At 65.9% G+C, this 23,325-nt stretch carries 19 protein-coding genes and 2 tRNA genes; 8 read left to right on the top strand and 13 right to left on the bottom strand.

The features are described 5' to 3' along the window. Window positions 1–74: 74 nt before the first annotated feature. The 7 genes from ACZ1JV_RS10160 to accD all read right to left on the bottom strand — a co-directional run bounded on the left by ACZ1JV_RS10160 (window position 75) and on the right by accD (window position 9,862). Complete coding sequence (locus ACZ1JV_RS10160) at window positions 75–1,541, bottom strand: carboxylesterase/lipase family protein (RefSeq protein ID WP_465151457.1); 1,467 nt, start codon at window positions 1,539–1,541, stop codon at window positions 75–77. After that, the gene (locus ACZ1JV_RS10155) at window positions 1,538–2,329 is read right to left on the bottom strand and encodes a GDSL-type esterase/lipase family protein (RefSeq protein ID WP_465151456.1); all 792 of its coding nucleotides are present in this window, start codon (window positions 2,327–2,329) and stop codon (window positions 1,538–1,540) included. The genes ACZ1JV_RS10160 and ACZ1JV_RS10155 overlap by 4 nt, the downstream gene beginning before the upstream one ends. Before the next feature lie 2 nt (window positions 2,330–2,331). Then, window positions 2,332–5,730: a glycosyl hydrolase 2 galactose-binding domain-containing protein gene (locus ACZ1JV_RS10150; RefSeq protein WP_465151455.1), complete on the bottom strand. Its 3,399-nt coding sequence runs from the start codon at window positions 5,728–5,730 to the stop codon at window positions 2,332–2,334. 484 nt (window positions 5,731–6,214) lie between these two features. Further along, entirely contained in the window at window positions 6,215–7,162 is a 948-nt protein-coding gene (locus ACZ1JV_RS10145) for an acetyl-CoA carboxylase carboxyltransferase subunit alpha (protein WP_465136497.1), read from the bottom strand. Window positions 7,163–7,195: 33 nt separating this feature from the next. Beyond that, window positions 7,196–8,545 carry an acetyl-CoA carboxylase biotin carboxylase subunit gene (accC, locus tag ACZ1JV_RS10140; RefSeq protein ID WP_465136498.1) on the bottom strand — a complete coding sequence of 450 codons (1,350 nt, stop codon included), beginning with the start codon at window positions 8,543–8,545 and terminating at the stop codon, window positions 7,196–7,198. A gap of 13 nt (window positions 8,546–8,558) precedes the next feature. Then, complete coding sequence (gene accB / locus ACZ1JV_RS10135) at window positions 8,559–9,017, bottom strand: acetyl-CoA carboxylase biotin carboxyl carrier protein (protein WP_465136499.1); 459 nt, start codon at window positions 9,015–9,017, stop codon at window positions 8,559–8,561. Next, on the bottom strand, window positions 9,014–9,862 hold the full coding sequence (accD, locus tag ACZ1JV_RS10130; RefSeq protein ID WP_465151454.1) for an acetyl-CoA carboxylase, carboxyltransferase subunit beta: 849 nt from the start codon (window positions 9,860–9,862) through the stop codon (window positions 9,014–9,016). The genes accB and accD overlap by 4 nt, the downstream gene beginning before the upstream one ends. A 478-nt stretch (window positions 9,863–10,340) precedes the next feature. Here accD and ACZ1JV_RS10125 point away from each other — a divergent pair, with 478 nt between their 5' ends. The 4 genes from ACZ1JV_RS10125 to ACZ1JV_RS10110 all read left to right on the top strand — a co-directional run bounded on the left by ACZ1JV_RS10125 (window position 10,341) and on the right by ACZ1JV_RS10110 (window position 13,939). Next, a complete protein-coding gene (locus tag ACZ1JV_RS10125; RefSeq protein WP_465152541.1) occupies window positions 10,341–10,757 on the top strand; it encodes a secondary thiamine-phosphate synthase enzyme YjbQ in 417 nt (138 codons plus the stop codon). A 43-nt stretch (window positions 10,758–10,800) separates the two neighbouring features. After that, the gene (locus ACZ1JV_RS10120; RefSeq protein ID WP_465151453.1) at window positions 10,801–11,685 is read left to right on the top strand and encodes a cytochrome b/b6 domain-containing protein; all 885 of its coding nucleotides are present in this window, start codon (window positions 10,801–10,803) and stop codon (window positions 11,683–11,685) included. Then, entirely contained in the window at window positions 11,679–12,446 is a 768-nt protein-coding gene (locus ACZ1JV_RS10115) for a molybdopterin-dependent oxidoreductase (protein WP_465152540.1), read from the top strand. The genes ACZ1JV_RS10120 and ACZ1JV_RS10115 overlap by 7 nt, the downstream gene beginning before the upstream one ends. Before the next feature lie 113 nt (window positions 12,447–12,559). Further along, window positions 12,560–13,939: an L-serine ammonia-lyase gene (locus tag ACZ1JV_RS10110; protein ID WP_465151452.1), complete on the top strand. Its 1,380-nt coding sequence runs from the start codon at window positions 12,560–12,562 to the stop codon at window positions 13,937–13,939. A 229-nt stretch (window positions 13,940–14,168) separates the two neighbouring features. Here the strand turns inward: ACZ1JV_RS10110 and ACZ1JV_RS10105 are convergent, their stop codons facing one another. Beyond that, a complete protein-coding gene (locus ACZ1JV_RS10105; protein ID WP_465151451.1) occupies window positions 14,169–14,795 on the bottom strand; it encodes an LON peptidase substrate-binding domain-containing protein in 627 nt (208 codons plus the stop codon). After that, complete coding sequence (locus ACZ1JV_RS10100; protein ID WP_465152539.1) at window positions 14,795–15,694, bottom strand: tetratricopeptide repeat protein; 900 nt, start codon at window positions 15,692–15,694, stop codon at window positions 14,795–14,797. The genes ACZ1JV_RS10105 and ACZ1JV_RS10100 overlap by 1 nt, the downstream gene beginning before the upstream one ends. A 214-nt stretch (window positions 15,695–15,908) precedes the next feature. On the opposite strand from ACZ1JV_RS10100, the gene ACZ1JV_RS10095 reads away from it, so the two are divergent. After that, window positions 15,909–15,983 (top strand) — tRNA-Gly (locus tag ACZ1JV_RS10095). A gap of 47 nt (window positions 15,984–16,030) precedes the next feature. Continuing rightward, a tRNA-Gly gene (locus tag ACZ1JV_RS10090) sits at window positions 16,031–16,105 on the top strand. A 165-nt stretch (window positions 16,106–16,270) separates the two neighbouring features. On the opposite strand, the gene ACZ1JV_RS10085 is transcribed toward ACZ1JV_RS10090, so the two are convergent. After that, on the bottom strand, window positions 16,271–17,437 hold the full coding sequence (locus ACZ1JV_RS10085) for an aminotransferase class I/II-fold pyridoxal phosphate-dependent enzyme (protein WP_465151450.1): 1,167 nt from the start codon (window positions 17,435–17,437) through the stop codon (window positions 16,271–16,273). Window positions 17,438–17,560: 123 nt separating this feature from the next. On the opposite strand from ACZ1JV_RS10085, the gene ACZ1JV_RS10080 reads away from it, so the two are divergent. Continuing rightward, complete coding sequence (locus ACZ1JV_RS10080) at window positions 17,561–18,625, top strand: aldo/keto reductase (RefSeq protein ID WP_465151449.1); 1,065 nt, start codon at window positions 17,561–17,563, stop codon at window positions 18,623–18,625. A gap of 417 nt (window positions 18,626–19,042) precedes the next feature. Here ACZ1JV_RS10080 and ACZ1JV_RS10075 read toward each other — a convergent pair whose 3' ends face one another. From ACZ1JV_RS10075 to ACZ1JV_RS10065, 3 genes are all read right to left on the bottom strand, one after another. Further along, on the bottom strand, window positions 19,043–19,843 hold the full coding sequence (locus tag ACZ1JV_RS10075; RefSeq protein WP_465151448.1) for an SDR family NAD(P)-dependent oxidoreductase: 801 nt from the start codon (window positions 19,841–19,843) through the stop codon (window positions 19,043–19,045). A gap of 11 nt (window positions 19,844–19,854) precedes the next feature. Further along, window positions 19,855–20,607, bottom strand: a complete 753-nt coding sequence (locus ACZ1JV_RS10070) for an SDR family oxidoreductase (protein WP_465151447.1) — start codon at window positions 20,605–20,607, stop codon at window positions 19,855–19,857. A 361-nt stretch (window positions 20,608–20,968) separates the two neighbouring features. Then, a complete protein-coding gene (locus ACZ1JV_RS10065) occupies window positions 20,969–22,078 on the bottom strand; it encodes a helix-turn-helix transcriptional regulator (protein ID WP_465151446.1) in 1,110 nt (369 codons plus the stop codon). 126 nt (window positions 22,079–22,204) lie between these two features. On the opposite strand from ACZ1JV_RS10065, the gene ACZ1JV_RS10060 reads away from it, so the two are divergent. Next, window positions 22,205–23,323: an LLM class flavin-dependent oxidoreductase gene (locus tag ACZ1JV_RS10060; protein ID WP_465151445.1), complete on the top strand. Its 1,119-nt coding sequence runs from the start codon at window positions 22,205–22,207 to the stop codon at window positions 23,321–23,323. Window positions 23,324–23,325: the final 2 nt, after the last annotated feature.

Here is a 23,325-nt window from a genome sequence, read left to right as displayed (position 1 = left end):
CGCCCCGGCTTCGGACTCTGCAGGTGGCGCAACAAGCATACCGGGCCGAGCCGGAGCCCGGCCCGGACAAGAATTCAGGGCGCTGCCCGCAAGGCGCAGGTCTGGGCGGATAACCCTTCGACCTGCCGTACGCCATCCGCCGCCAGTTCAAGGCTGGTCCCCCGCGCGCCGAAGCGCGGCCATTCGGGTAGCCCCGGACCGTTCGGATCGCCGGTGCGCGCAAAGTTCGTCCAATAGGCCGCGAGCGGCGCCGCTGCGTCGGGAGCGGCGCCCTCCTCCGCCAGCACGAAACGGATTTCGGAGCCGTGCGTCACCGGCTTGTCGCCCGGGCCGTCGATATCGAACTGGTAATGCCAGGTCGGTCCACCGCTGCGGGTCCGCTGGGCAGCGACATGGAGCGCGGGGCAGCGGAAGGTCAGATCGTTGGCCAGTCGCAACGCCAGATCGCCGGGGGGCGTACCACCCGGTGCAAGGCCGTAAGCCGCCTTGGCGGCGCCGGCGTTACCGCCGAAAACTTGCTCTATGGCGCGTTCCGGCGTTCCATAGAGACCGAGTTCATAGCGGTTGTTGCCAAGGATCAACGGGATATCCCGGCCCACACCCTTCGCCAGCGAGGCAGCAGGCGTTTCGGTCAGCACTTTGCCGTCGACCACGGCCTGAAGCCAGATGAAGCTGTCGTCATCCAGGTTCGGCACATCGGCATGCTCGGCGGCATCGATCAGGGCCTTGCCCGGCAAGGCGCGGAGCTGTGCGGCGGTGGCGTGCTCGGGCGCGCCGGCGGCCTTGGCGATGATCGCCCCCACCGCCTCGTTCTCTGCCAGCGAGCGCGGCGGCAGGCCGAAACCGGCGGTGCCGCTTTCCTCGATCGCCTTGTGGAACAGGCCCTTTGCGCCGGGCGAGAGCATCTGCAGGCCCACATCCTGCCCGCCGGCGGATTCGCCGAAAATGGTGACGTTGGCCGGATCGCCGCCGAAGCGCGCGATATTCGCTTGTACCCAGCGCAGGCCCGCCTGCTGGTCCATCAGCCCGTAGTTGCCGGACTGTTTGCCCAATGCCGCGTGCGACATGAAGCCCAGCGCCGAAAGCCGGTACTGCACGCTCACCAGCACGACGCCGCGCGCGACGATGGGCGACGCGGCCGGACCCGGCCCGCCGCCTGCGCGGTTGCCACCGCCGTGGATCCACACCATCACCGGCATCGGCTTGGCGGGGCGCAGCGTGGGTGTCGCGACGTCGAGGTAGAGGCAGTCTTCCGACTGATAGGCCGCGGCCTCGTGATTCCAGCCGTAATCGACCTGCAGGCACGCCGGCGCGGACTTCACGGCTTCGCGCGCGCCCTGCCAGTGCGGGACCGGCTGGGGGGCGCGGAAACGGAAATCGCCGACCGGCGGCGCCGCGAAGGGAATGCCGCGAAACATCGCGCGCCCGTCCGCGCCGGTCGCGCCCTGCACAGCGCCGGCGTCGGTCTGCACGACAGGCCCAGATGCGGGTGCGGATGCCGTTGCCGACGCCAGGGCCAGCGCGACGAGGGCGAGACTCATGGGATGTTCGCCGCCGCGATCGGGCGGGGAACGGGCTTGGCCATCGCGGCCTTGAACGCGGCCTCGGCCACCTTGTTCATCTCTTCATAGCCGGCGACGGTGGGATGCACGTGGTCCGACGTCAGCCCTTCGCGCGCGCCGAGGCCGGAGCCTTTCATCGCCGTCCAGTAATCGGCGTAGACCGATCCGGTCTTGGCGGCATAGCTCTTCAGCCAGGTGTTGAGCTTGACGATATGCATGCCCGTCTCCAGCCCCGGCCGCCAGGGGAATTGATCCGCCGGCGGGATCGAGGCGAGGATCACGCGGATGCCGTGTGCTTGCGCCAGTTCCACCATCGAACGGTAATTGCCCTGGATCGCCTCGTCGCTGATCGGGCCGGTGTTGCTGGCGATATCGTTGGTGCCGGCCATGATCTGGACGACATCGGGCTTCAGGTCGATCACGTCCTGCCGGAAGCGCAGCAGCATCTGCGAGGTCGTCTGCCCGCCGATGCCGCGGCCGATGCGGCCCGGCGTGAAGAAGGCGCGGTCAAGGTCGTACCAGCCCTGCGTGATCGAATCGCCCATCAGCACGATGCGCGGGCGCGGCGCCTTGACGGCATCCACGGCGTTCGCCTCGCGGTAGCGCGCGGTCCAGGCCCAGTCGGTATGGAGCCGCTCCTCCGCCGCCTGCATCCCGGCATTGGCGGCGGCACTGGGCGCGGCAGGAGCGATCGGCGCGGATTGCGCCATTGCCGCGGCGGGCAGCAGGAATGCGGACAGGGCAAGACAGGCGAGATTACGCTTCAAGATCAATTCCCCACGGCAATGGTCTGGGCCGCGACGTTCCAGCCGCGCAGCTTGACCGAGGGTGAACCACCCGCGAGCGCGCTTGGCGCAGTCACCGTCACCTCGCGGGTTTCGCCCGGCAGCAGAGAGACATAGTTGTCCGAGAAGTAGGCGGGAAGCACTTGCTTGCCCTTGGCGTCGAACAGCGTGAGCTTGGTCTGGATCGCGGCGGTCTTGCCGGGGTTGGTCAGGGTGACGACGATCTTCGTATCGCTGCCATCGGTGCTGATCCCACTGCTGACCTTGGCCGCGCCCGTCAGCGGCACTTGCGCCATCGTGCTCAGCGCCTGCAGCGCCTCGTCGCTGGCGGCCTGCCAATAGAAGTTGTCCGAAAGCCGGGCGCCGGACGCGTCCAGCGCTTCCAGACGCACGAGCACGGGGCCCGATGCCATCAGCGGCGCAAGGTCCAGCGTGAAGGCATCGGCCACCTTGCCGGCCACCGCGTCCACCTTCGCATCGCGCGTGGCGAGCGTGCGCCCGTCGAGCGCCTGCACCGTCGCCCGCACCGTCACGCCGGGCAGCGCGGCCATGCGGTTGTTGACCAGGATTACCTTGTGATCGGGCAGGTTCATCTGCACGTGCACCGGTTCCGACGCCTTCTTCATGCCGTAGAACGCACCGTGAGTGTCGTAATCGGACGAGAACCCCTGCCAGGCCGAGCTGGGCCATGCCGGCTGCGTCATCCACAGCATGCGGCCCGAGTTCGTGGTCCAGAGCCCCGCGTTCATGCCTTCGAAGATCGCGCGGTAGCTTTCGTATTCCAGCATCTGCGCCTTGCGTTCGAAATCGGGGAGGCTGGTGGGCTTGCCGAATTCGCGGTCCATGGCGTCGGTAAAGCTCTTCACCGCGCCGTTCCCGGTCTGGTGCCAGTCGTGATAGGCCCAGGTGTCGCTGATCGGCCAACGCTCGCTGGCCGGGATCGCGCGTTCCCACGATTCCAGCGTCGGGAACGAGGGCGTCCCCACCTCGACCGCGAAGCCCTTCGAATATTCGGTGAAGTACTTCTCCGGCTCACGCCAGTTGTAGGGCCCGGAATCGTGCAGGTTGATGCGGTTGGAAGAGGGCATGTAAAGGCGCGTGCCGTCTTCCTTGCGCAATAGATCGTCCAGCCCTTCGTTCAGGATCGGCTGCGGCACGCCTTCGTTGCGGCCGAACCACAGGACGATGGAGGGGTGGTTGCGGAAGCGCGAAACCACGTCCTTCGCATTGTCCAGGAACAGCGTCGGGTCCTGCGCCTCGATATTGTAGTCCTGCGTCGATTCCCAGAAATCGCTCATGACCATCAGGCCGTATTCGTCGGCCAGATCGAAGAAGCTGGCCTGCGTGTTCTGGCCCACCCAGTTGCGGATCACGTTGACGTGGGCGTCCTGGTGCAGCTTGAAATAGGGCTCCAGATGCGCGCGATCGACGCGCTTCATGAAGTCGTCCATGCCCACCGAGCCGCCGCGCGCGGCGATGCGCACACCGTTGACGCGCAGGACGAGGAAGGGCGAAAGCCCCTCATCCCCGGCGATCGGCGTAACGGCGGGCGACTTTTCCGCTCCGGCGACGAAGGAATAGGCCCAGCCGCCCGGCACCTGCCGGATCGCATCGTGGCGCTCATCGACGATATGCTGGCCTAGCTTGCGGGCCTTTTCGAAATCGATGGCAACGCGGTCAAGCTTGCCCTCGCCGTCCACCAGCGACAATTCGTAAGTGACCTGGCGCATGCCGAAGCGCACGTCCTTGCTGTCCGACGGCTGGCCGTCGACCGCAGTAGTCAGGTGCAGCATGTGCAGCGCCGGGGCGCCGTAGCCGTTCGGCCACCACAGCTTCGGGTTGCTCACCGCAAGCGCGCCGTCGGTCTCGGGCGAGAAGCGCACGGCCACCGACTGGCGGGCGGGCACGGTCACGCTGCGCTCCACCGCCACATCGTCGAACGCGGCGCGCACGGTGGTGGTCACGGCACGGTCGGACAAGTTGGTGACCGGCACGGTGATCTCGATATCGGCCACGCTGTTGTCCGCCTTGGGCAGCGTGGTGACGACTTGCGGATCGCCGATCTTCGCATCGCCGCTGGCGAGCAATTGCACGTCCTGCCAGAGCCCGGTCTGGCGGTCGCGGATGGTCGGGATCCAGTCCCAGCCTTCCGAGGCGCCGAAGGTCGGCCCGTCGAGCATCATCATGCCGCCGTTCTCACCTACGCCGGAGGTCAGCGATTCCTCATGGGCGACGCCGGGGCGCGGCGGCGGCGAGACGCGCACGGCAATCGCGTTGCGGCCCGGCTTCAACAGCGGCGAGACATCGAACTTGCCGCGCACGAACGCGCCCTTGGTCGTGCCGACCTCGGTGCCGTTGACCCAGACTTGCGACGCGAAGTTGACGCCGTTCAGCAGCAGTTCGAGGTGGCGGCCGCTGGCGCCGGCGGGCAGATCGAACTCGGTGCGGTACCAGTAGTCCTGATGCGCCAGCTTCTCAGGGATCACGAGGTTGTTGAGGCCATGCGCCGGGTCGGGATAGACGCCGCGATCGACGAGCGTGGTCAGCACGGTGCCGGGGACGGTGGCGGCGTACCACTTGGCATCGCCGAAACCGGGGCGCGAGATCGCAGCGGCATCGCCGTTCACATCCGGCGCGGCGGCGAGCGTCCACTTCTGCAGCGTCCACTTGCCTGCACCCGCTTCGGCGAGCGGGGTGACTTGCGGCACAGGCTTGGCGACCGGCTTGTCCGGCGCGGCGCCGCGCGGCAGCGTCGATACGGGCTGCGGGGTGACCTGACCCTGCATCTGGCGCACCTGCAGGGGCCAGCGCGGGCTGGTTTCGGCAAACTGGATCAGCGCCGGATTGGGCTGCGCGCCGGTGGCCTTGATGACGCCGGCATCGAGGCGCAGGCCGGCGAGACGGGCGGCGGGGGCCGGCGCGGAACCGACCAGCAGGCGAGCAGGCTGCGCGGTAAGCGGCTGCGCCAGCGTTGCAGCGGGCTTGCCGTCGACCGAAAGCGTCAGGCCCTTGGCACTCCTGACGAGTGCAAAGTGGTGCCACTGGCCGCCGCGCAGCGCCGTGCCGCTGGCGGTCTGGCCATTGGCGCTAAGCACCGGCTTGCCGCCGGTAACTGCGACCGAGACAAGCGCCGTATCGCTGTCCTTGCCGGCGAGCGTCGCCAAGGTGCCGCCGTCATTGCCATCGAGCGAGGCCCAGAAAGAGAGCGTCCAGTCACCCGCCGGAACGGTGACGTCGCGCGACCAGACGGGGCTGGCGGGGATCACGGCAAGGTCGAAAGGCCCGGCCACTTGCGCGGTTGCCGCCTGCGATGTCGCGATGACCGCCAGAGCGCAAGCACCCATCCATGCCGTGCGCGCGCGCAGTTTCGCCCCGTTGCTCATCCTCGTCCCTTTCAATGTCACCGCCCGGCTTCGGGCTTTCGCGGACACCAAACACGTACCGAGGCAAAAAGCCAAATGTTTTTATATAATCGGTTGCGGATTGGTGGGTGTTTCGGTTGATCGTGCGGCACACTCGGATCGCCACGCCGAAGGAACTGAGCGGACCACCTTTGCCGAATAACCACCTTTGCCGAATAAACGTCGTCTGCCCAATAAACTTCGTCGTCCCCGCGAAGGCGGGGACCCCGCTTCTTCTTTTTGGGCGCGCGGAGGGGTTGGTACTGCACCACCATCTCTGCGTCTCCGCGTCTCTGCGCGAATTCAAGAAAAGCGGGGCCCCCGCCTTCGCGGGGGCGACGAGATGGTTATTGGATAGGTGGGTGTAAGCCGTAAACGGCGGAAACCCAAAGCCCCCAGACGCAAACGGCGCGGGAAGAGCCCTGCCCTTCCCGCGCCGTGCGAAATCTCAGATCGAAGCCTGAACTCAGGCGCGGCCGATCTTCAGGAAGCGTTCCTCGCGGCGGGCCAGCAGTTCGCTGGTCGGCAGCACGCGGAGCGTGTCCAGTTCCTGCTCGATCGCGCCCAGCAGCGCCTGCGCGGTCTTGCCGGCATCGCGGTGTGCACCGCCGGTCGGCTCGGGCACCACACGCTCGATCACGCCGAGCGAGAGCAGATCCTGCGCCGTCACCTTCATCGCCTCGGCCGCGTCGGGGGCCTTGTCCGGCGTGCGCCAGAGGATCGACGAGGCGCCCTCGGGCGAGATCACCGAATAGATCGAGTGTTCGAGCATCAGCACGCGGTCGGCCGCTGCCAGCGCCACCGCGCCGCCCGAGCCGCCCTCGCCGACGATGGCCGAGACCATCGGCACCGGCACGCCAAGGCAGGCCTCGATCGAACGGGCAATCGCTTCCGCCTGACCGCGTTCCTCGGCCTCGACGCCGGGGAAGGCGCCGGCGGTATCGACCAAGGTGACCACCGGCAGGCCGAACTTGCCGGCCATTTCCATCAGGCGGATCGCCTTGCGATAGCCTTCGGGCTTGGCCATGCCGAAGTTGTGGCGGATGCGCGAAGTGGTGTCGGAACCCTTCTCGTGGCCGATCAGCATGACCTTGCGGCCATTGAGCTTGGCCAGACCGCCGATGATCGCCTGATCTTCGCCATAGAGACGGTCACCGCCCAGCGGCACGAACTCGGTAAAGCCGAGCGCGAGATAGTCTACGAAGTGGGGGCGCTGCGGATGGCGCGCCACTTGCGTCTTCTGCCAGGGCGAGAGCTTGGCATAGGTGCCGCTCAGCAGCGCCGCGCTCTTCTTTTCCAGACGGCCGATCTCGGAAGCGATGTCGAGATCGCTGCCGCTGGCGGTAGCGCGCAGTTCGGCAATGCGCGCTTCCAGTTCCGCAATCGGCTTTTCGAATTCAAGAAACGAGATCATGCTCTATCCGTTCAGGTCTGTTACCCACGCGCCTCAGGAGGCGCGCTTCGCCAGCCACTCTTCCAGCCACTTGATGGTATAATCGCCGCTCTGGAACTCGGGATCGTCCAGCAGCGCCTGATGCAGCGGGATCGAGGTCTTGACGCCGTCGATCACCATTTCATCCAGCGCACGCTTCAGGCGCATGATCGCGCCCTTGCGGGTACGGCCCGAGACGATGAGCTTGCCGATCATCGAATCGTAGTAGGGCGGGATGCGGTAGCCCGCATAGAGCCCCGAATCGACGCGCACGTTCATGCCGCCCGCCGCGTGGTAGGCCGTGACCTGACCCGGCGAAGGCGTGAAGTTCCACGGGTCTTCCGCATTGATGCGGCACTCGATGGCGTGGCCCTTGAACTCGATCTCTTCCTGGCGGAACGAAAGCGGGTTGCCTTCGGCCACGCGGATCTGTTCGCGAACAAGGTCGACACCGGTGATGGCTTCGGTCACCGGATGCTCCACCTGTAGGCGGGTGTTCATCTCGATGAAGTAGAACTCACCGTTTTCCCACAGGAACTCGATGGTGCCGGCGCCGCGATAGGCCATGTCTGCCATGGCCTTGGCGACGATGCCGCCCATGCGGTCACGCTCTTCGGGGGTGATGACCGGCGAAGGCGCTTCTTCCAGCACCTTCTGGTGGCGGCGCTGCAGCGAGCAGTCGCGCTCACCCAGGTGAACCGCCTCGCCCTTGCCGTCACCGAAGATCTGGAATTCGATGTGGCGCGGGTTGCCGAGGTACTTTTCCATGTAGACGGTGGCGTCGCCGAAGGCGGCCTTCGCCTCCGAACGGGCCTGGCCCATCTGGCTTTCGAGTTCCTCGGCCGAGTTCACGACCTTCATGCCGCGGCCGCCACCGCCCGAAGCGGCCTTGATGATGACCGGGTAGCCGATCGTCTCGGCCAGATCGCGCGCGACGGCGAAATCCTCGATCGCGCCGTCCGAACCCGGAACCAGCGGCAGACCCAGCGCGCCGGCGGTGCGCTTGGCTTCCACCTTGTCGCCCATCGTGCGGATGTGCTCGGGCTTGGGGCCGACCCAGATCAGGCCATGCGCCTCGACGATTTCGGCGAACTGGGCGTTCTCCGAAAGGAAGCCGTAGCCGGGGTGGATCGCGTCGGCATGGGTGATCTCGGCCGCGGCGATGATCGCCGCGACATTGAGATACGAATCCTTCGCCGCCGGCGGGCCGATGCAGACCGCATGGTCGGCAAGGCGCACGTGCATGGCGTCGGCGTCGGCGGTCGAGTGGACCGCGACGGTTTCGATGCCCATCTCGCGCGCGGCGCGGTGGATGCGCAGCGCGATCTCGCCGCGGTTGGCAATCAGGAGGCGCTTGATGGCCATCAGATTATGGTCCTCAGGCGATCACGACGAGCGGCTGGTCGAATTCGACCGGCTGCTGGTTGTCGATGAGAATGGCCTGGATCGTGCCGCCCTTGGGCGCGACGATCTGGTTCATCACCTTCATGGCTTCGACGATCAGCAGCACGTCGCCGGCCTTCACCTGCTGGCCGACGCTGATGAAGTTCGGCGCGGTGGGCTCGGGCGCGAGGTAGGCAGTGCCGACCATCGGCGATTTCACCGCATCGACCGGAGCGGCCGGGGCAGCAGCTTCGGCAGCCGGAGCGGCGGCAGCAGCCGGGGCCGCGGCGGGCGCCGGGTAAGGGAATGCCGGGGCGGCGGCAGCGACGAGCTGCTGCGCAACCTGGCGCGTCACCTTGATCTTGCGTTCGCCGTCCTCGACCTCGATCTCGGTCAGACCGGTTTCAGCCAGGAGCTCGGCGAGCTCGCGTACCAGCGCGCTGTCGATGTTCACGCAACTTCCTTTCGTTCAAGATAACCGAGCAGCGATGCCAGCGTGCCTTTGAGGTCCTTGCGGTGGACCACCATGTCCACCATGCCGTGGGCATGGAGGTACTCGGCGCGCTGGAAGCCGTCGGGGAGTTTCTCGCGGATCGTGTCCTGGATCACGCGCTGGCCGGCGAAGCCGATAAGGGCGCCGGGCTCTGCAATGTGGATATCGCCCAGCATCGCATAGCTGGCGGTGACGCCGCCGGTGGTGGGATCCGTCAGGACGACGATATAGGGCAGACCCGCCCGCGCAAGGCGGCGGATCGCGACGGTCGCCTTGGGCATCTGCATGAGCGAGAGGATACCCTCCTGCATGCGTGCGCCGCCCGCGGCGGTAAAAATGACGTAGCCGCAGTTCTCGGCAATGGCGCGTTCGGCGGCTTCGACGAAAGCCTCGCCCACGGCCATGCCCATCGACCCGCCCATGAACGCGAAGTCCTGCACGCCGAGCACGACCTTGCGGCCCTCGATCGTGCCGAGCGCATTGGTCAGCGCATCGGGGAACACGTTGGCGGCGCGAGCGGCTTTGAGGCGATCCGAATACTTCTTGGAATCGCGGAAATTGAGCGGATTTTCCGGAACGCGCGGCGCCGAAAGGACGCCGTAACCGGCGTCGAGAAGCTGGTCGAAGCGCGCCTGCGCGCCGATGCGGCCATGATACTGGCAGCGCGGACAGACCGAGAGGTTGTCCTCGAACTCCTTGGTGAAGAGCATCTCGCCGCAACCGGGACACTTGGTCCACAGGTTGTCGGGCGTATCCCGCTTCTTCAGGTTCCCGAGGGAATTGCGTACTTTGCTAAGCCAACTCATGACCAACCCTTGCGTGAGACCCGAGCGGCCCGGTGATTGTCCGGGCTCATCTCGCGGCCGTCCGGAAGCCGTGTGAATGCGCCGATTTCCGGCATATCCTGCGACCGAACGATCCTTGCGGACGACAGACACCGTGCCGGTCTGCCGGCCCGTCGCCGTGCGCGGCAATACGCGGCAGATATGGGTAGATCAATCGCCTGCGCGAGCAAGGTGGGACAAAAAGTGCCAGATCGGGGCACCGGGGCCGCTGGGCGATAGGGGCTAAGGCCGCAGGAATCCGCGATTTCCATGGTCCCGACGCTGCCCCTGTAAAGTTACATGGAAGCCCTCAAACTTTGCTGCGTTCCATCACCTTCCCAATACGTCAAGCGAGAAATTTTCGGTCTTTCTACTCGCCTCCTGTTGCCGAAATGAGACATATTTGTCCCACGAGCGGGTGCTTGATCGGGAGAAGTCCTGCGATCAGGATGGCTTGATGATGAGACAGGCGACCGCGATCCTTACTTTCGACACCCCCGGCCGAGGCCTGACCGATATCACGCGGGCGATTGCCGCATGGCAGCGCGAGAGCGGCATCGGCGAAGGATTGCTGACGCTGCTCTGCCGCCATACCTCCGCCTCCCTGCTGATTCAGGAAAATGCCGCGGGCGAGGTACGCAGCGATCTGGTTGCATGGCTGGACAGCATCGCGCCGGAAGGCAGGCATTACGACCACGACGATGAAGGACCGGACGACATGCCGGCGCACCTCAAGGCCACGCTGACCGGCGTGAACCTGTCGATTCCGGTGATCGACGGACGGATGGCGCTGGGAACGTGGCAGGGCATCTATCTGGCCGAGCATCGCCGCATGCCGCATCGCCGGCAGGTGGCGCTTCATCTCTTTGGCGCGTAGAATCAGCCTGTAACCGGCAGCAGGCGTGAGGCGAACTGGGATCATGAGCGACATCGCCCCGCCTGCTGACACGCCCGCCGAATCGCCTCCCCTCCAACAGGCAGCCCCGCATGGCGGCGATCTGGTGAAGCGCCACCGGCTCTCGACGCGGCTCTGGCACTGGACGAATGCGGTCACGCTGCTGATCATGCTGATGAGCGGGCTGATGATCTTCAACGCCCATGCCCGGCTTTATTGGGGCGAATACGGCGCGAATTTCGATACCCCGTGGCTGAAGATCGGCTCCGCTCGGATCGGCACGTATGAATATGGCTATCTGCAAGTGGCCGGCCACCGGGTCGAGACGACCGGGCTGCTCGGTTACTGGAAAGACCCCGACGGCACCCCGCATCGCCGCGCCTTTCCTTATTGGGCGACGATTCCTTCCGCCTACAGCCTGGCCGATGCGCGGACATGGCATCTCGCCTTCGCCTGGGTGCTTTCGCTGGGGCTGGCGGCCTACCTGATCTGGTCGCTCGTCAACCGGCATATCCAGCGCGACATTCATATAACGCGGGGCGAATGGCGGCTGCGGCATGTGTGGCAGGAAGTGATGGACCACGCCCGGCTGCGCCTGCCCACCGGCGCGGCGGCGCTGCGCTACAACACGCTTCAGAAGATCGCCTATGCCGGGGTGCTGTTCGGATTGCTGCCGCTGATGATCCTGACCGGCCTCGCCCTCTCGCCCGGCACCGATGCGTGGCTGCCGCTGGTGACGGAAGTGTTCGGCGGGCGGCAGACGGCGCGCTCGATCCATTTCCTTTGTGCCTTTGCCTTGGTCGGCTTCTTTGTCGTCCACATCGCCATGGTGCTGCTGGCGGGGCCGTTCAACGAACTGCGCTCGATGGTGACGGGCTGGTATCGCCTGCCAAAGGAGCGGGAATCGTGAGCAAGCTGATCCTCTCGCGGCGGCGGCTGATTCAGGCCGGAGCGGTGGGCGCTGGCGGGCTGCTGCTCTCCGGCTGCGACCGGCTGACGCGCGATCCTAAAGTGCTCGATTTTCTGGGACAGGCGGAAGATCTCCACCGCGTGACACAGCGCGGGCTGGCCGGCGATGCGCTCGCCCGCGAGTTCGCCGAATCGCAGATGTCGCCCACCTTCCGCGCCAATGGCAGTCTTGCCGTCGCCGATCCCATCTACCGCGCCCACTTCGCGCAGGGCTTTTCCCAATGGGCGATGCGGCTGGACGGCATGGTAGAGCGTCCGCTCACGCTGCCGCTCACCGCGCTCAGGCAATTCCCCCAGCGCACCCAGATCACCCGCCACGATTGTGTCGAGGGCTGGAGCGCGATCGGCAAATGGACCGGGCCGCGCCTCGCCACCCTGCTCGATCTCGCGCGGCTGCGGCCGGAAGCGCGCTATCTCGTGTTCCATTGCGCCGATCTCTACGGCGGGCGGCCCTATTACGAATCGATCGACCTTGTGGACGCCTTCCACCCGCAGACAATCCTGGCCTGGGCCATGAACGGCCGCCCGCTGGAGGAACAGCACGGCGCCCCGCTGCGGCTGCGCGTGGAGCGGCAGCTCGGCTACAAGCACGCGAAGTTCGTCACGCGCATCGAAGCGGTCGCCGCGCTGGACGGTATCTACGGCGGCAAGGGCGGCTACTGGGAGGATAACGGCCGCTACGCGTGGTACGCCGGGATTTAGAATTGCATCCCGGCCTATCTGGCTTATCCACGCCACTTCAAAAAATATCGCGAGAGCGTGCCCCCCGTGACTTTCCCTGCCATGACCTTCCATGACCTTCGTGAGTTTCAGCCGTGATTTCCGCGCTCGACTTGTTCCGTATCGGCCTTGGCCCGTCCAGTTCGCACACCGTCGGCCCGATGCGCATCGCCATGCGCTTCCTGCAGGGAATCGAAGCCGCCGGGCAGCTTGAAGCGATCGCCCGCGTCCGCGTGGACCTGCAAGGATCGCTGGCGCTGACCGGCGAAGGCCACGGCACGCCCGACGCCTGCCTGATGGGCCTGATCGGCTTCGAACCCGAAACCGCCGAGCCGGCCGAAGCCCATGCCGCCGCTGCCGCAGTGCATGCCAGCGGCCGGATCATGCTGCTGGGCCGTCACGAAATCGCCTTCGACTGCAAGAGCGACCTGATCCTCGATTTCGACCACATCCCCGACCTCCACCCCAACGGCATGGTGCTGACGGCATGGGACACTGCGGGCGAGGAACTGGCGCGCGGCGAGTATTTCTCGACCGGCGGCGGCTTCTATTCCAGCCGCCACCAGCTGGAACAGCCTGCTCCGGACGATCAGGTGGTCAACGGTCCTCCGGTGCGCTTCCCCTTCACGTCGGGCGCCGAACTGCTGGCGGTCTGCGAAGCGAGCGGGCTGGACATCGCCGAAGTCATGATGGCCAACGAAGCGGCGCGCCGGCCCGAGGAAGAGACCTGCGCAGGGCTCGACGTCATTGCCAATGCCATGAATCGCTGCATCGACGAGGGACTTTCGCGTGAAGGGCACTTGCCCGGCGCGCTCAAGGTCCGCCGCCGCGCCCGTGCCATTCACCAGAAGCTGATCGCCCGCCCGCAGGACAATCAGGCCGAAACGCTGATGGACTGGCTGAACCTCTACGCCATGGCGGTGAACGAGGAAAACGCCAGCGGCGGCCGCGTCGTCACTGCGCCCACCAATGGCGCGGCGGGCATCGTCCCCTCGCTGCTGCGCCAGTATTGCAGCGACGGCAACGTGGCGATCCCCTCCAAGGCGCGCCGCTATCTGCTGACCGCCGCCGGAATCGGCCTGCTTTACAAGCAGCGCGCCTCGATCTCCGGCGCGGAGATGGGCTGCCAGGGCGAAGTGGGCGTGGCCTGCTCGATGGCGGCGGCGGGCCTCGCCGCGGTCTGGGGTGGCACCCCGGTGCAGGTTTGTGCAGCAGCCGAGATCGGCATGGAGCACAACCTTGGCCTTACCTGCGATCCGGTCGGCGGGCTGGTGCAGATCCCCTGCATCGAACGCAACGCCATCGCCGCAGTGAAAGCCGTGAACGCTGCGAAGCTGGCCCTGCACGCCGGGGAAACGCCGCGCGTGTCGCTCGATCAGGTGATCGAGACGATGCGGCAGACCGGGCTCGATATGTCGAGCAAGTACAAGGAAACCAGTCAGGGCGGGCTGGCGATCAACGTCGTCGCGTGTTGAGCGCTTTCGAACGACGCCTGCGATTCCTGTAAAATCACCTCGTCATCCCCGCGAAGGCGGGGATCCCGCTTATTCTTCAGCCGTGGCGCGAAGGAAGCGGGGCCCCCGCCTGCCCTCCGGGCAGTTCATCCTGAGCGGCCGGCCTGCCGGCCAGCCGAAGGGCGCGGGCGACGATGGCTTGTTAGGGATAGGCTTCTGGTCCGGGACGCGTGGCAGATGAAGCCCGCCGCTACTGCAACGTCACCCCATCCTCATCGTCGTCATCCGACCGGCGCCCGAAGAACTGCATCAATTGCACCAGCAACTCGCACCGCTCGCGCAGGCTGGAAACCTCCAGCAGAGCCTGCTTCGCTGCCGCATCGAACGGCGCGATCTGCGAGACGCCGTTGATCAGCGACTGGTCATCCAGCCGCGCGACCTGATCCCAATCCACCGCATAGCCTTGCGCATCGGCGAATCGCCGTGCCTCGCGCTCGAAACTGGCGCGTTCGATGGCCGCCAGCACTTCGTCACCGTCGTCGGGCAACAGTTCGGCCTCGATCTGCCGGAACGGCGTGGTGACATCCAGTTCTCGAACCAGGCGGAAGCGCGACTCGCCTTCGAGCAGGATATTGAACCGCCCATCGTCCAGCGCCTCGACATCGCCGATGCGGCCAAGGCAGCCCACGGCGTAGAGCGGCGCCCCTTCCGCCGGGCGCTGCGGCTGGATCATGCCGATGCGCCGATCGCGTGCGAGCGCGTCGCTGATCATCGCCCGATAGCGCGGCTCGAAGATGTGGAGCGGCAATTGCAAACCCGGATAGAGGACGGCGCCCGGCAGAGGGAAGATAGTAATCCGCACGGGCGCCGCTCCCATCAGCCGAACAGCACGGTGGAGAGCTTGCGGCGCGTGGCGGAGACCCAGGGATCTTCCAGACCGACCGCCTCGAAGATCTGCAGCAGCTTGGCGCGTGCGGCGCCTTCATTCCACTCGCGGTCGGCGGCGACCATGCGCAGCAGCGTGGCGGCGGCATCGTCGCGCTCACCGGCGGCGAAGGCGGCATTGGCGAAGGCCAGCTGCGCGTCCATGTCAGCGGGACGTTCGGCCGCGGCGGCGCGCAGGGCGGCGAGTTCGCTATCCTCCGGCTTGTCCTTGGCCAGCGCTAGTGCCGAGCGTGCCCGGTCCAGATGCGCATCGGCGGCAAGTTCCGGCTCAAGGCTGGACAGCACCTGCTCGGCTTCCTCGATTCGCCCGGCCGCGACCAGCCCGCGCACGAAGCCGGCGATCACTTCGGGATTTTCCGGCGCGATGTCGAGGATCTGCATGAAGATCGATGCCGCGCGCTCACCATCGCCATCGGCCAGCGCTTCCTCGCCCATGGCGATCAGCGGCGCGATGTCCTGCTGCGGTTCGCCGCCGGCCTGCACCGGAAGCTGCGCCAGCAGCTGGTCCAGCATCTGCTTCAGCTGCGATTCGGTGCGCGCATTGGTCAGGTCGGCCACCGGCTGGCCCTGGAAGATCGCATAGACGGTGGGGATCGAGCGGACCTGGAACTGCCCGGCGATGAACTGTTCCTCATCGACATTGAGCTTAGCGAGCACCACGCCCTTGTCCGCATATTCGGCGGCCACCTTTTCCAGCACCGGCGTCAGCGCCTTGCACGGCCCGCACCATTCCGCCCAGAAATCCAGGATCACCAGCTTCGTCATCGACGGTTCGGCAACGGACTGACGGAAGCGGTCCACCGCCTTCTGTTCGTCGAGGTTGAGACCCATGCTGGCCAAGATTCTTGCTCCCGTGAATGCGTGCGTAAATGTGCTTGAGCGCACTAGATCGGCCTTCGCGACCGATTTGTGAAGGGTTTATGGGCCTGTTGCAGGTCTTCGTACGATTCTTTCAATTTAGCTCTTGCCGACCCCAAAAAGCACTGCTAGTGGGCCGCCTCCACCCCGGACCTGCCGGTTAATCCAGCGGGTCTCGAACGTCAGAGCGGGCGTAGCTCAGGGGTAGAGCACAACCTTGCCAAGGTTGGGGTCGAGGGTTCGAATCCCTTCGCCCGCTCCAGTTCATAATCGGGTTTTCCGGTCTTCCGGAAGGTCTCGAACGCCAGAGCGGGCGTAGCTCAGGGGTAGAGCACAACCTTGCCAAGGTTGGGGTCGAGGGTTCGAATCCCTTCGCCCGCTCCAGTTCGACAGCACAGCAAAACGAACCCTCTCTTCATTTGAGCGCTACGCGGCAAGCCGCTTCGCTTGTGGTTCGAATCCCGTCGCCCGCTCCAGTTCGACTTCTCACAAAATCGCAGTTTCAAAGCGAAGCGCATAAGCGCTTCCTTTTGTGATTCACCGCCGCCCTCAACGCGCGGCGAACCATTCGGCCATGCGCTCGATCGCCTGTTCGATCAGCGGCGTTGAAACCGCGAAGCTCATGCGAAAATGGCGATGACCGTCGACAGGATCGAAATCGATCCCCGGCGCGGTGGCGACGCCCGTGTCACGCAGAAGCTGCCGGCAGAAGGCCAGACTGTCATTGGTCAGATGGCCGATATCCGCATAGATATAGAACGCCCCGTCGGGCGGCGCGATCTCGCTGAGGCCGAGGCGTGGCAGCGCCGCCAGCAGCAATTCGCGATTGCGCGCGTAGGTATGCAGGTGGCCTTCGAGTTCCTCGGTCGAATCCATCGCGATCAGCCCGGCGTGCTGCGCCAGCACCGAAGGCGTGAGGAACAGATTACTCATCCGTGATCGCGCCGCCGTCACCACTTCGGGAGGCACCACCAGCCAGCCCAGCCGCCAGCCCGCCATCGAATAGTATTTCGAGAAGCTGTTGACGATCACCGCCTCGGGCAGATGCTGCAGGGTGGACTGCGCCGGCTCGCCATACGTCAGCCCGTGATAGATCTCGTCCGACACCACCCGGATGCCCTTGCGGCGGCAGACTTCGGCAATCGCTGCCAGTTCCTCCGGCGCGATCACCGTGCCGGTCGGGTTAGCGGGGCTCGCGAGGATCAGGCCATCGGGCACCGGATCGAGCGCATCTAGCGCGGCGGCCGTCACCTGATAGCGCTCGGCCGGGCCGCAGGGCATCTCCACCGGCTCCAGATAGAGCGTCTTCAGCGTGTTGCGGTAGGCGACATAGCCCGGCCGCGCCAAAGCCACGCGCGCGCCCGGCGCGAAGAGGCTGGTCAGCGCCAGCACGAAAGCGGGCGAGGCGCCGCAAGTCAGGATCACCTGCTCGCGGCCCACCGAAACGCCATAAGTCTCCGCATAGTGGCGGGCGGTACGGTCCAGCAACTCGGTGCTTTCCCAGTAACCACCCGGATCGCTGTCCAGCACCTTGTGCGCCGCAGCAATCGCAGCAGCCGGCGCACCGGTGGAGGGCTGGCCATATTCCATGTGAATCACATCGCGCCCCTCCGCCTGCAATTCATAGGCAAGGCGGCCGATCGCCATGGCGTGAAAGGGATCGACCTCTGCGATCTTCTGGGCAATCTTCGGCGCGATCTTCTCGGGAGCGTTCATCCTTGCTTGCTAGGTGCCTTCAGTCGCGCAGGCAATCCCGCTTGCCCGGACATGCAGGCCCGGCTCGACGATCTGGCCCAAACCCGCGCTACCCGGCAGACTGTACACCGAAGGAGAGTACATTTGCCTACTCAGCTCGATCATTACCGTCTGCTGGGCCGCTCCGGCCTGCGTATCTCGCCGCTGTGCCTCGGCACGATGACTTTCGGTGTCGGCCCCGGCGGCTGGGGTTCGACCGACGAGGAAGCGGCGCGAATGCTGGACATCTATGCCGATCGCGGCGGCAACTTCGTCGATACGGCGGACTTCTACGGCCAGATGGGCGGTTCCGAACGGCTGCTGGGCCAGATCGTGGGGGACCGGCGAGAGAAGCTGGTGATCTCCACCAAGTATTCGATCACCACCAGCCCCGGCGATCCCAATGCGGCGGGCAATTCGCGGCGCAACATGGTCCGCTCGGTCGAAGCCTCACTGAAGCGGATGAATACCGACTGGATCGACCTGCTCTACCTGCACATGTGGGATTTCCGCACGCCGGTGGATGAGATTCTGCGCGCGTTCGACGATCTCGTCCGTAGCGGCAAGGTGCTCTACATCGGCCTTTCCGATACCCCGGCATGGCAGGCGAGCCGGATGCAGGCGATTGCAGAGCTGCGCGGATGGACGCAGTTCTGCGCGCTGCAGATCCAGCACAACCTGATCGAGCGCACGGTGGAGCGCGAACTGATCCCGATGGCGCGCGAGATGGGGCTGGGCGTCTGCCCGTGGTCGCCGCTGGGCGGCGGCGTGCTGACCGGCAAGTACAGCAGTGCCGATGTCTCCGCCCCCGCCGGCGAAATGATGGGATCGCGCAAGGCGATCAACGTCGCGACCGGGCGGCTGAGCGAACAGAACCTCGCCATCGCGCAAGTCACGGCCGACGTCGCCAAGGATATCGGCTGCACGCCCGCGCAAGTGGCGCTGGCCTGGCTGCTCGCCCACCCGGATGTCGATTCCCCGGTGCTGGGCGCGCGCACGCCGGCGCAGCTGGAGGATAACCTCGGCGCGCTGGAGGTGACGCTTTCAGACGAACACCTCGCCCGGCTGGAAGCGGCCAGCGCGGTGCCGAAAGTCTTCCCGATGGATATGCTGACCGGCCCTGCCGAGCATATCATGACCGGCGGCGTAACTGTCGAAACGCGCGGTTGACCGCCAGTTTTCGCACCGTTTGCCGCATCTGCGAAAGAGCGTGAGCCAGATCACGCTCTTTCGAGCCGCCCGGTGCCATAACGGGCCATCCGGAGCGGTCAAAGTGAACCTGCCCGTTCCGGATATCGTCTCAGACACCGATGGCCACCGTGGCCGGGTTCGGGGACATTCGCGTTTTGGTGGCGGCGATGACGCGCGGGGCTCTGTGGGAGCGCGACGCGGCGCCACCCGGCTGATCGTCCGGCCATCCGGCACAGCCGGAACGCGGCGCCGATCCGATCCGCACCTGCGGAAGCGTGACGATCCGGGGGGAATTCGTCACCACCCAGAGCGGTTTCTCACCGGGGGGATTTGGCCGAAAGGCCGGGTGAGAAGCGGATCGGCGCCGCGTATAGCCGCCCAATGTCAGGACCTGACTCAGCCCGGATTGGCGCTGGCGATGCCGGGCCGCTCCGCCCCCATTCCCGAAAAGCCGATCGAATAGCCGCCGTCCACCGGCAGGACTACGCCGGTAACGTAAGCCGCCTCATCGCTGGCCAGATAGAGCGCGGCCTGCGCGATGTCTTTCGCCAGCCCCCAACGCCCCATCGGAATGCCCGCGAGCACCGGGAACTCAGCCGGTGGCTCGGCATGGGTGCGGGAGGCTTCGACCAGCCCCGTCCACATCGTGCCCGGCGCAATGGCGTTCACGCGGATGCCCTGATCCGAATAGTCGAGCGCCGCCGCCTTGGTCAGCTGGTTCACCCCCGCCTTGGCCGCGCCGTAGACCGAATGGTGCTTCCAGCCGATCACGCCCGAGGCCGAAGTCGTGTTCACGATCGCCCCGCCGCCGGTCTTCAACATCGAGATTATGCCGTACTTCATGCCCAGAAACGCACCGCGCAAGTTGGTCGCGTGGACGCGGTCCCACGTCTCCAGCGACTGTGTGTGCAGCGGCGCCATCGGCCCGCCGAACCCGGCATTGTTGCAGAGCACATCGAGCCGCCCGAAGCGCTCCTCGGCAGTGGCGATCATCGCCTGCACTTGCGCCTCGTCGGAGACATCGCACTGCACGCCCACCGTATCGCCGCCGAGCGATGCCGCCACTTCGTCCTGCTTGCCCGAGATATCCGCCAGCACCAGCCGGGCCCCCTCGGCATGAAACAGTTCGGCCATGGCCCGGCCCATGCCCGAACCCGCGCCGGTGACGATGCAGACTTTATCCTGAAGTCTTCCCATGGTCGTTCTCCTTAAGCGCTCGTGTCGATGGTCGGACGGATCGAAATCTCGGAGATGTTCGTCCGGCGCGGCATGGCGAGGATGAAGACGATGGCCTCACCGATATCGCGCGGCTTCACCGCGCCTTCCTTGCTGACATGGGCCTTGATCGCGGTGCGCCACTGCGGGTCGGAAATCGAATCCGCCACCTCGGTCTCGGTCGCGCCGGGCATCAAGGTGGTGACGCGGATGTTCTTGCCGCCCAGTTCCTGCCGCATCCCGTCGGTCATCATGTTGACCGCGTGCTTGCTGGCCGAATAGGCGCTGGTCATCGGCCCGCCCTTGCGCCCGGCGAGCGAGGAGATGGTGATGATATCGCCGCCGCCCTGCTCCAGCATGTGCGACACGGCGGCGGCACTGGTGTAGACGGTGCCCATCAGATTGATGTCGATCACCCGGCGATAGATCGCGGTATCGCAGTTCTCGATCCCGCCCGCTTCCATGATCCCGGCCGAGTTGATCAGAATGTCGATCCGCCCGAACGCCGCGACGGTCTGCGCCACGGCCCCACGCGCATCGTCCTCCACGGTCATGTCGCCCGGAATCGCCAGCGCCTTGCCGCCCGCCGCCTCGATCTGCGCGACGAGCCCCGAAAGCCGCTCCGCCCGGCGTGCGCAGACGACGACCGTCGCCCCCGCCTCGGCAAGGCACGAGGCCGCCGCCTCCCCGATCCCCGACGACGCGCCGGTAACGAGCGCGACCTTTCCTGCAAGCTGGCCCGACATGCCTTCTCCACTCCACCGCGCGGCTCCTTGCGGCCGCTTTCGTATCCATTGGCTGAAGGGTGGCGAAGACGAAGTCAACGGAAAATGCTGAACTAGTGTTCAAATCGCCTATGCGAGGTGGCTGGAATGTATCCAAGCGGGCGAGGTTGATGAGAAGGAAAGGGATCGCGCAAAGGCGCGAAGGCGCAAAGGGGTTGGTAGCGCCGCAGGCCTTTCTTGCCCCAATCGGTTGCGCGTCAGGTGATTTTGAAAGCGGCTTCGCCGCAAGCGCCGCCTCTTTGCGCCTTCGCGCCTTTGCGCGATTTTATATCTTGTGTTGTTCTTCTCCGCCCCTCCGTGCTTCCACGTAAATCTACTTCCGTCACGCAATCGCCAACACACTGCGATGGATAAACCGCACCAAGTCCGCCTGCCCCCGCGCCCCGGTCTTGGCGTAGATCCGCTTGGAATACGTCCGCGCCGATTCCACCGTCAGCCCCACTTCCGGCCCCGCCTCGGCAATCGACAGGCCGCGACTGAGCGCCAGCGCCAGCCGCGCCTCGCTCGCGGTAAGGTCGAACAGTTGCGCAAGCTGCCCGCAACGGTCGGCCGAGGACCAGTGATCCGCGTGGAGATAACAGAGCACCGCCGGCGCCGCCCGCGTCGTCCCCATGCGCCGGCCGGAGGGGACCAGCAGCAAGTCCAGCCACGGCTCCCGGCACAGCACCAGCGCACGCGGCCGGGCATCGGGATCGCGCGCGAGTTCACCGATGGCTTCCGCAAGCTGCCGCCGCAGCCGTGGATCGTGCGCGCTCAGCCGGCCATCGCGGGTCCGCATGAGCCCGGTCGAGCCTGCCAGCATCCGCGTGCCCAGCGGATCGGCATCGAGCACCCTGCCCTCGCCATCGAGCGTCACCCACCCGAAGTTCATCCGCCGCACCGCCTCACGCTCGATCTCCGCGCCCATCCGCTCACGCTCCAGCGCTACGAAGCTGCCGAGCGCCGCGCGCAGATGAGGGGCCAGGTCTTCGAGCAGGCCGTCGACATCCGCCGCAAACTCGCCATCCCGGCGAGTAATCGTGATCCAGCCGTTCACCCCGCCCGGCTCGGCAAAGCGGATCATGCGCATGTGGTTCATGCCGGAGGGCGCGAGCAATTGATCGAGATAGGCATCGTGCCGCGGATCACCGAAGCGCAGTAATTCGTGCAGCGCGTGGCTGCGCCCCTCCTGCATCGCGTGATAGGGCATCGGATCGCGCAAGTAGAGGCTCTCGCGATAGAGCTGCGAAACCGGCGGGGGCGAAGGCTGGCCGGAATAGAGATGGATCACCCGCGCCTCCGGCGTGCCCAGCGGCAGGGGGCGAAACACGAGGCTGGCATAATCCGCCGCAACCCGCGCGCGCAGGGCATCGAGGAAGCGCCGCCAGGGCGGGTCTTCCACCAGTCCCTCGATCAGCGGCACCAGCAGCGCCGCGTCCTCTCCTTGCAGCATTTCCGTGATCCCCAAATGGGAATTTTCGTGACCCGAGGGCTAACCCACAACCGCATCCAGAGACAACGAGCGGCGCCTATCCATCACCTCAGGGGTATGGGGGACGCTGCCTGAGAGGATGGCCTTATGAATGTGCAGCCCGCAGCCTTCCTGCGAACCACCCTGCCGCTCGGCATCGACATGGCGCAGGACTACGATTCGGGCCGCTATCACTCGATCTGGCTGCCCGATCACATGGTCAGCTTCTGGCCCGATTCGATCTGGACGCCGGAATTCACCGATCTCGCCAAGGCCTCGCCCAGCCCGCACCGCCATCTCGACGGTCTGGCGGTGGCGGCGGCGACGGCAGTGCTGACCAAAAATACGCCGTTGGCGACCACCGTGGTCGATACCGTGCGCCGCCATCCCTCGCTGCTGGCGCAGACGGCGCTGACGATCAGCCACCTGTCGAAAGGCCGCTTCATCCTCGGCCTCGGTTCGGGCGAGTTGGAAAACACGGTTCCTTACGGCTTCGATTTCGACAAGCCGGTGGGGCGGCTGGAAGAATCGATCAAGGTCATCAAGCTGCTGTGGCATGCGGACGGCCCGGTCGATTTCGAAGGGCAGTTCTTCCACCTCCACCACGCGCGGATGGACACCGAGTTCTACGAGGGCAAGGCGCCGCCGATCTGGCTGGGCGCGGCAGGTCCACGCATGCTGTCCATCACCGGGCGCGAGGCGGATGGCTGGTGGCCGGCGGGTTCGTGGACGCCGGAAGACTATGCCGCGAAGCTGAAGGTGATCCTCGATACGGGCGACGCCGCCGGGCGCGACATGAGCCACTTCACTCCCGCCCTCACCCAGATGTGCCTGATTGGCGAGCCTGACGAGATCGACGAAATGCTGCGCGCGCCGATGGTGAAATCGATCATCCTGATGATGACCGCCAAGGACCTGGCCCAGTTCGGTTATGAACACCCGATGGGCACAGACTGGCGGGGCATCATGGACTTCGACCCCGTGCGCCTTAGCCGCGAGAAGATGTTGAAATTCTGCGACGAGATGGACCCGCAGGCGATCCGCGACGTGCTGCCCGTGGGCACGCCGAAGGACGTCGCCCTCAAGATCAAGGGCTTCGCCGATGCCGGGATGCGCGTCTACAAGCTGATGGAATATGGCGCGATGGGCGGCATGAAGTTCTCCGCCACCAGCGCCGCCAAGGTCCGCGAGACCGAGGACGAAATCGCCCGTCTGGTGGAGGCCTGAAC

It is taken from the genome of Novosphingobium sp. BL-S-19 (assembly GCF_055521675.1).
The sequence above is the reverse complement of the archived record's forward strand: the minus strand, read 5'-3'. Positions and strand labels throughout refer to the sequence as shown.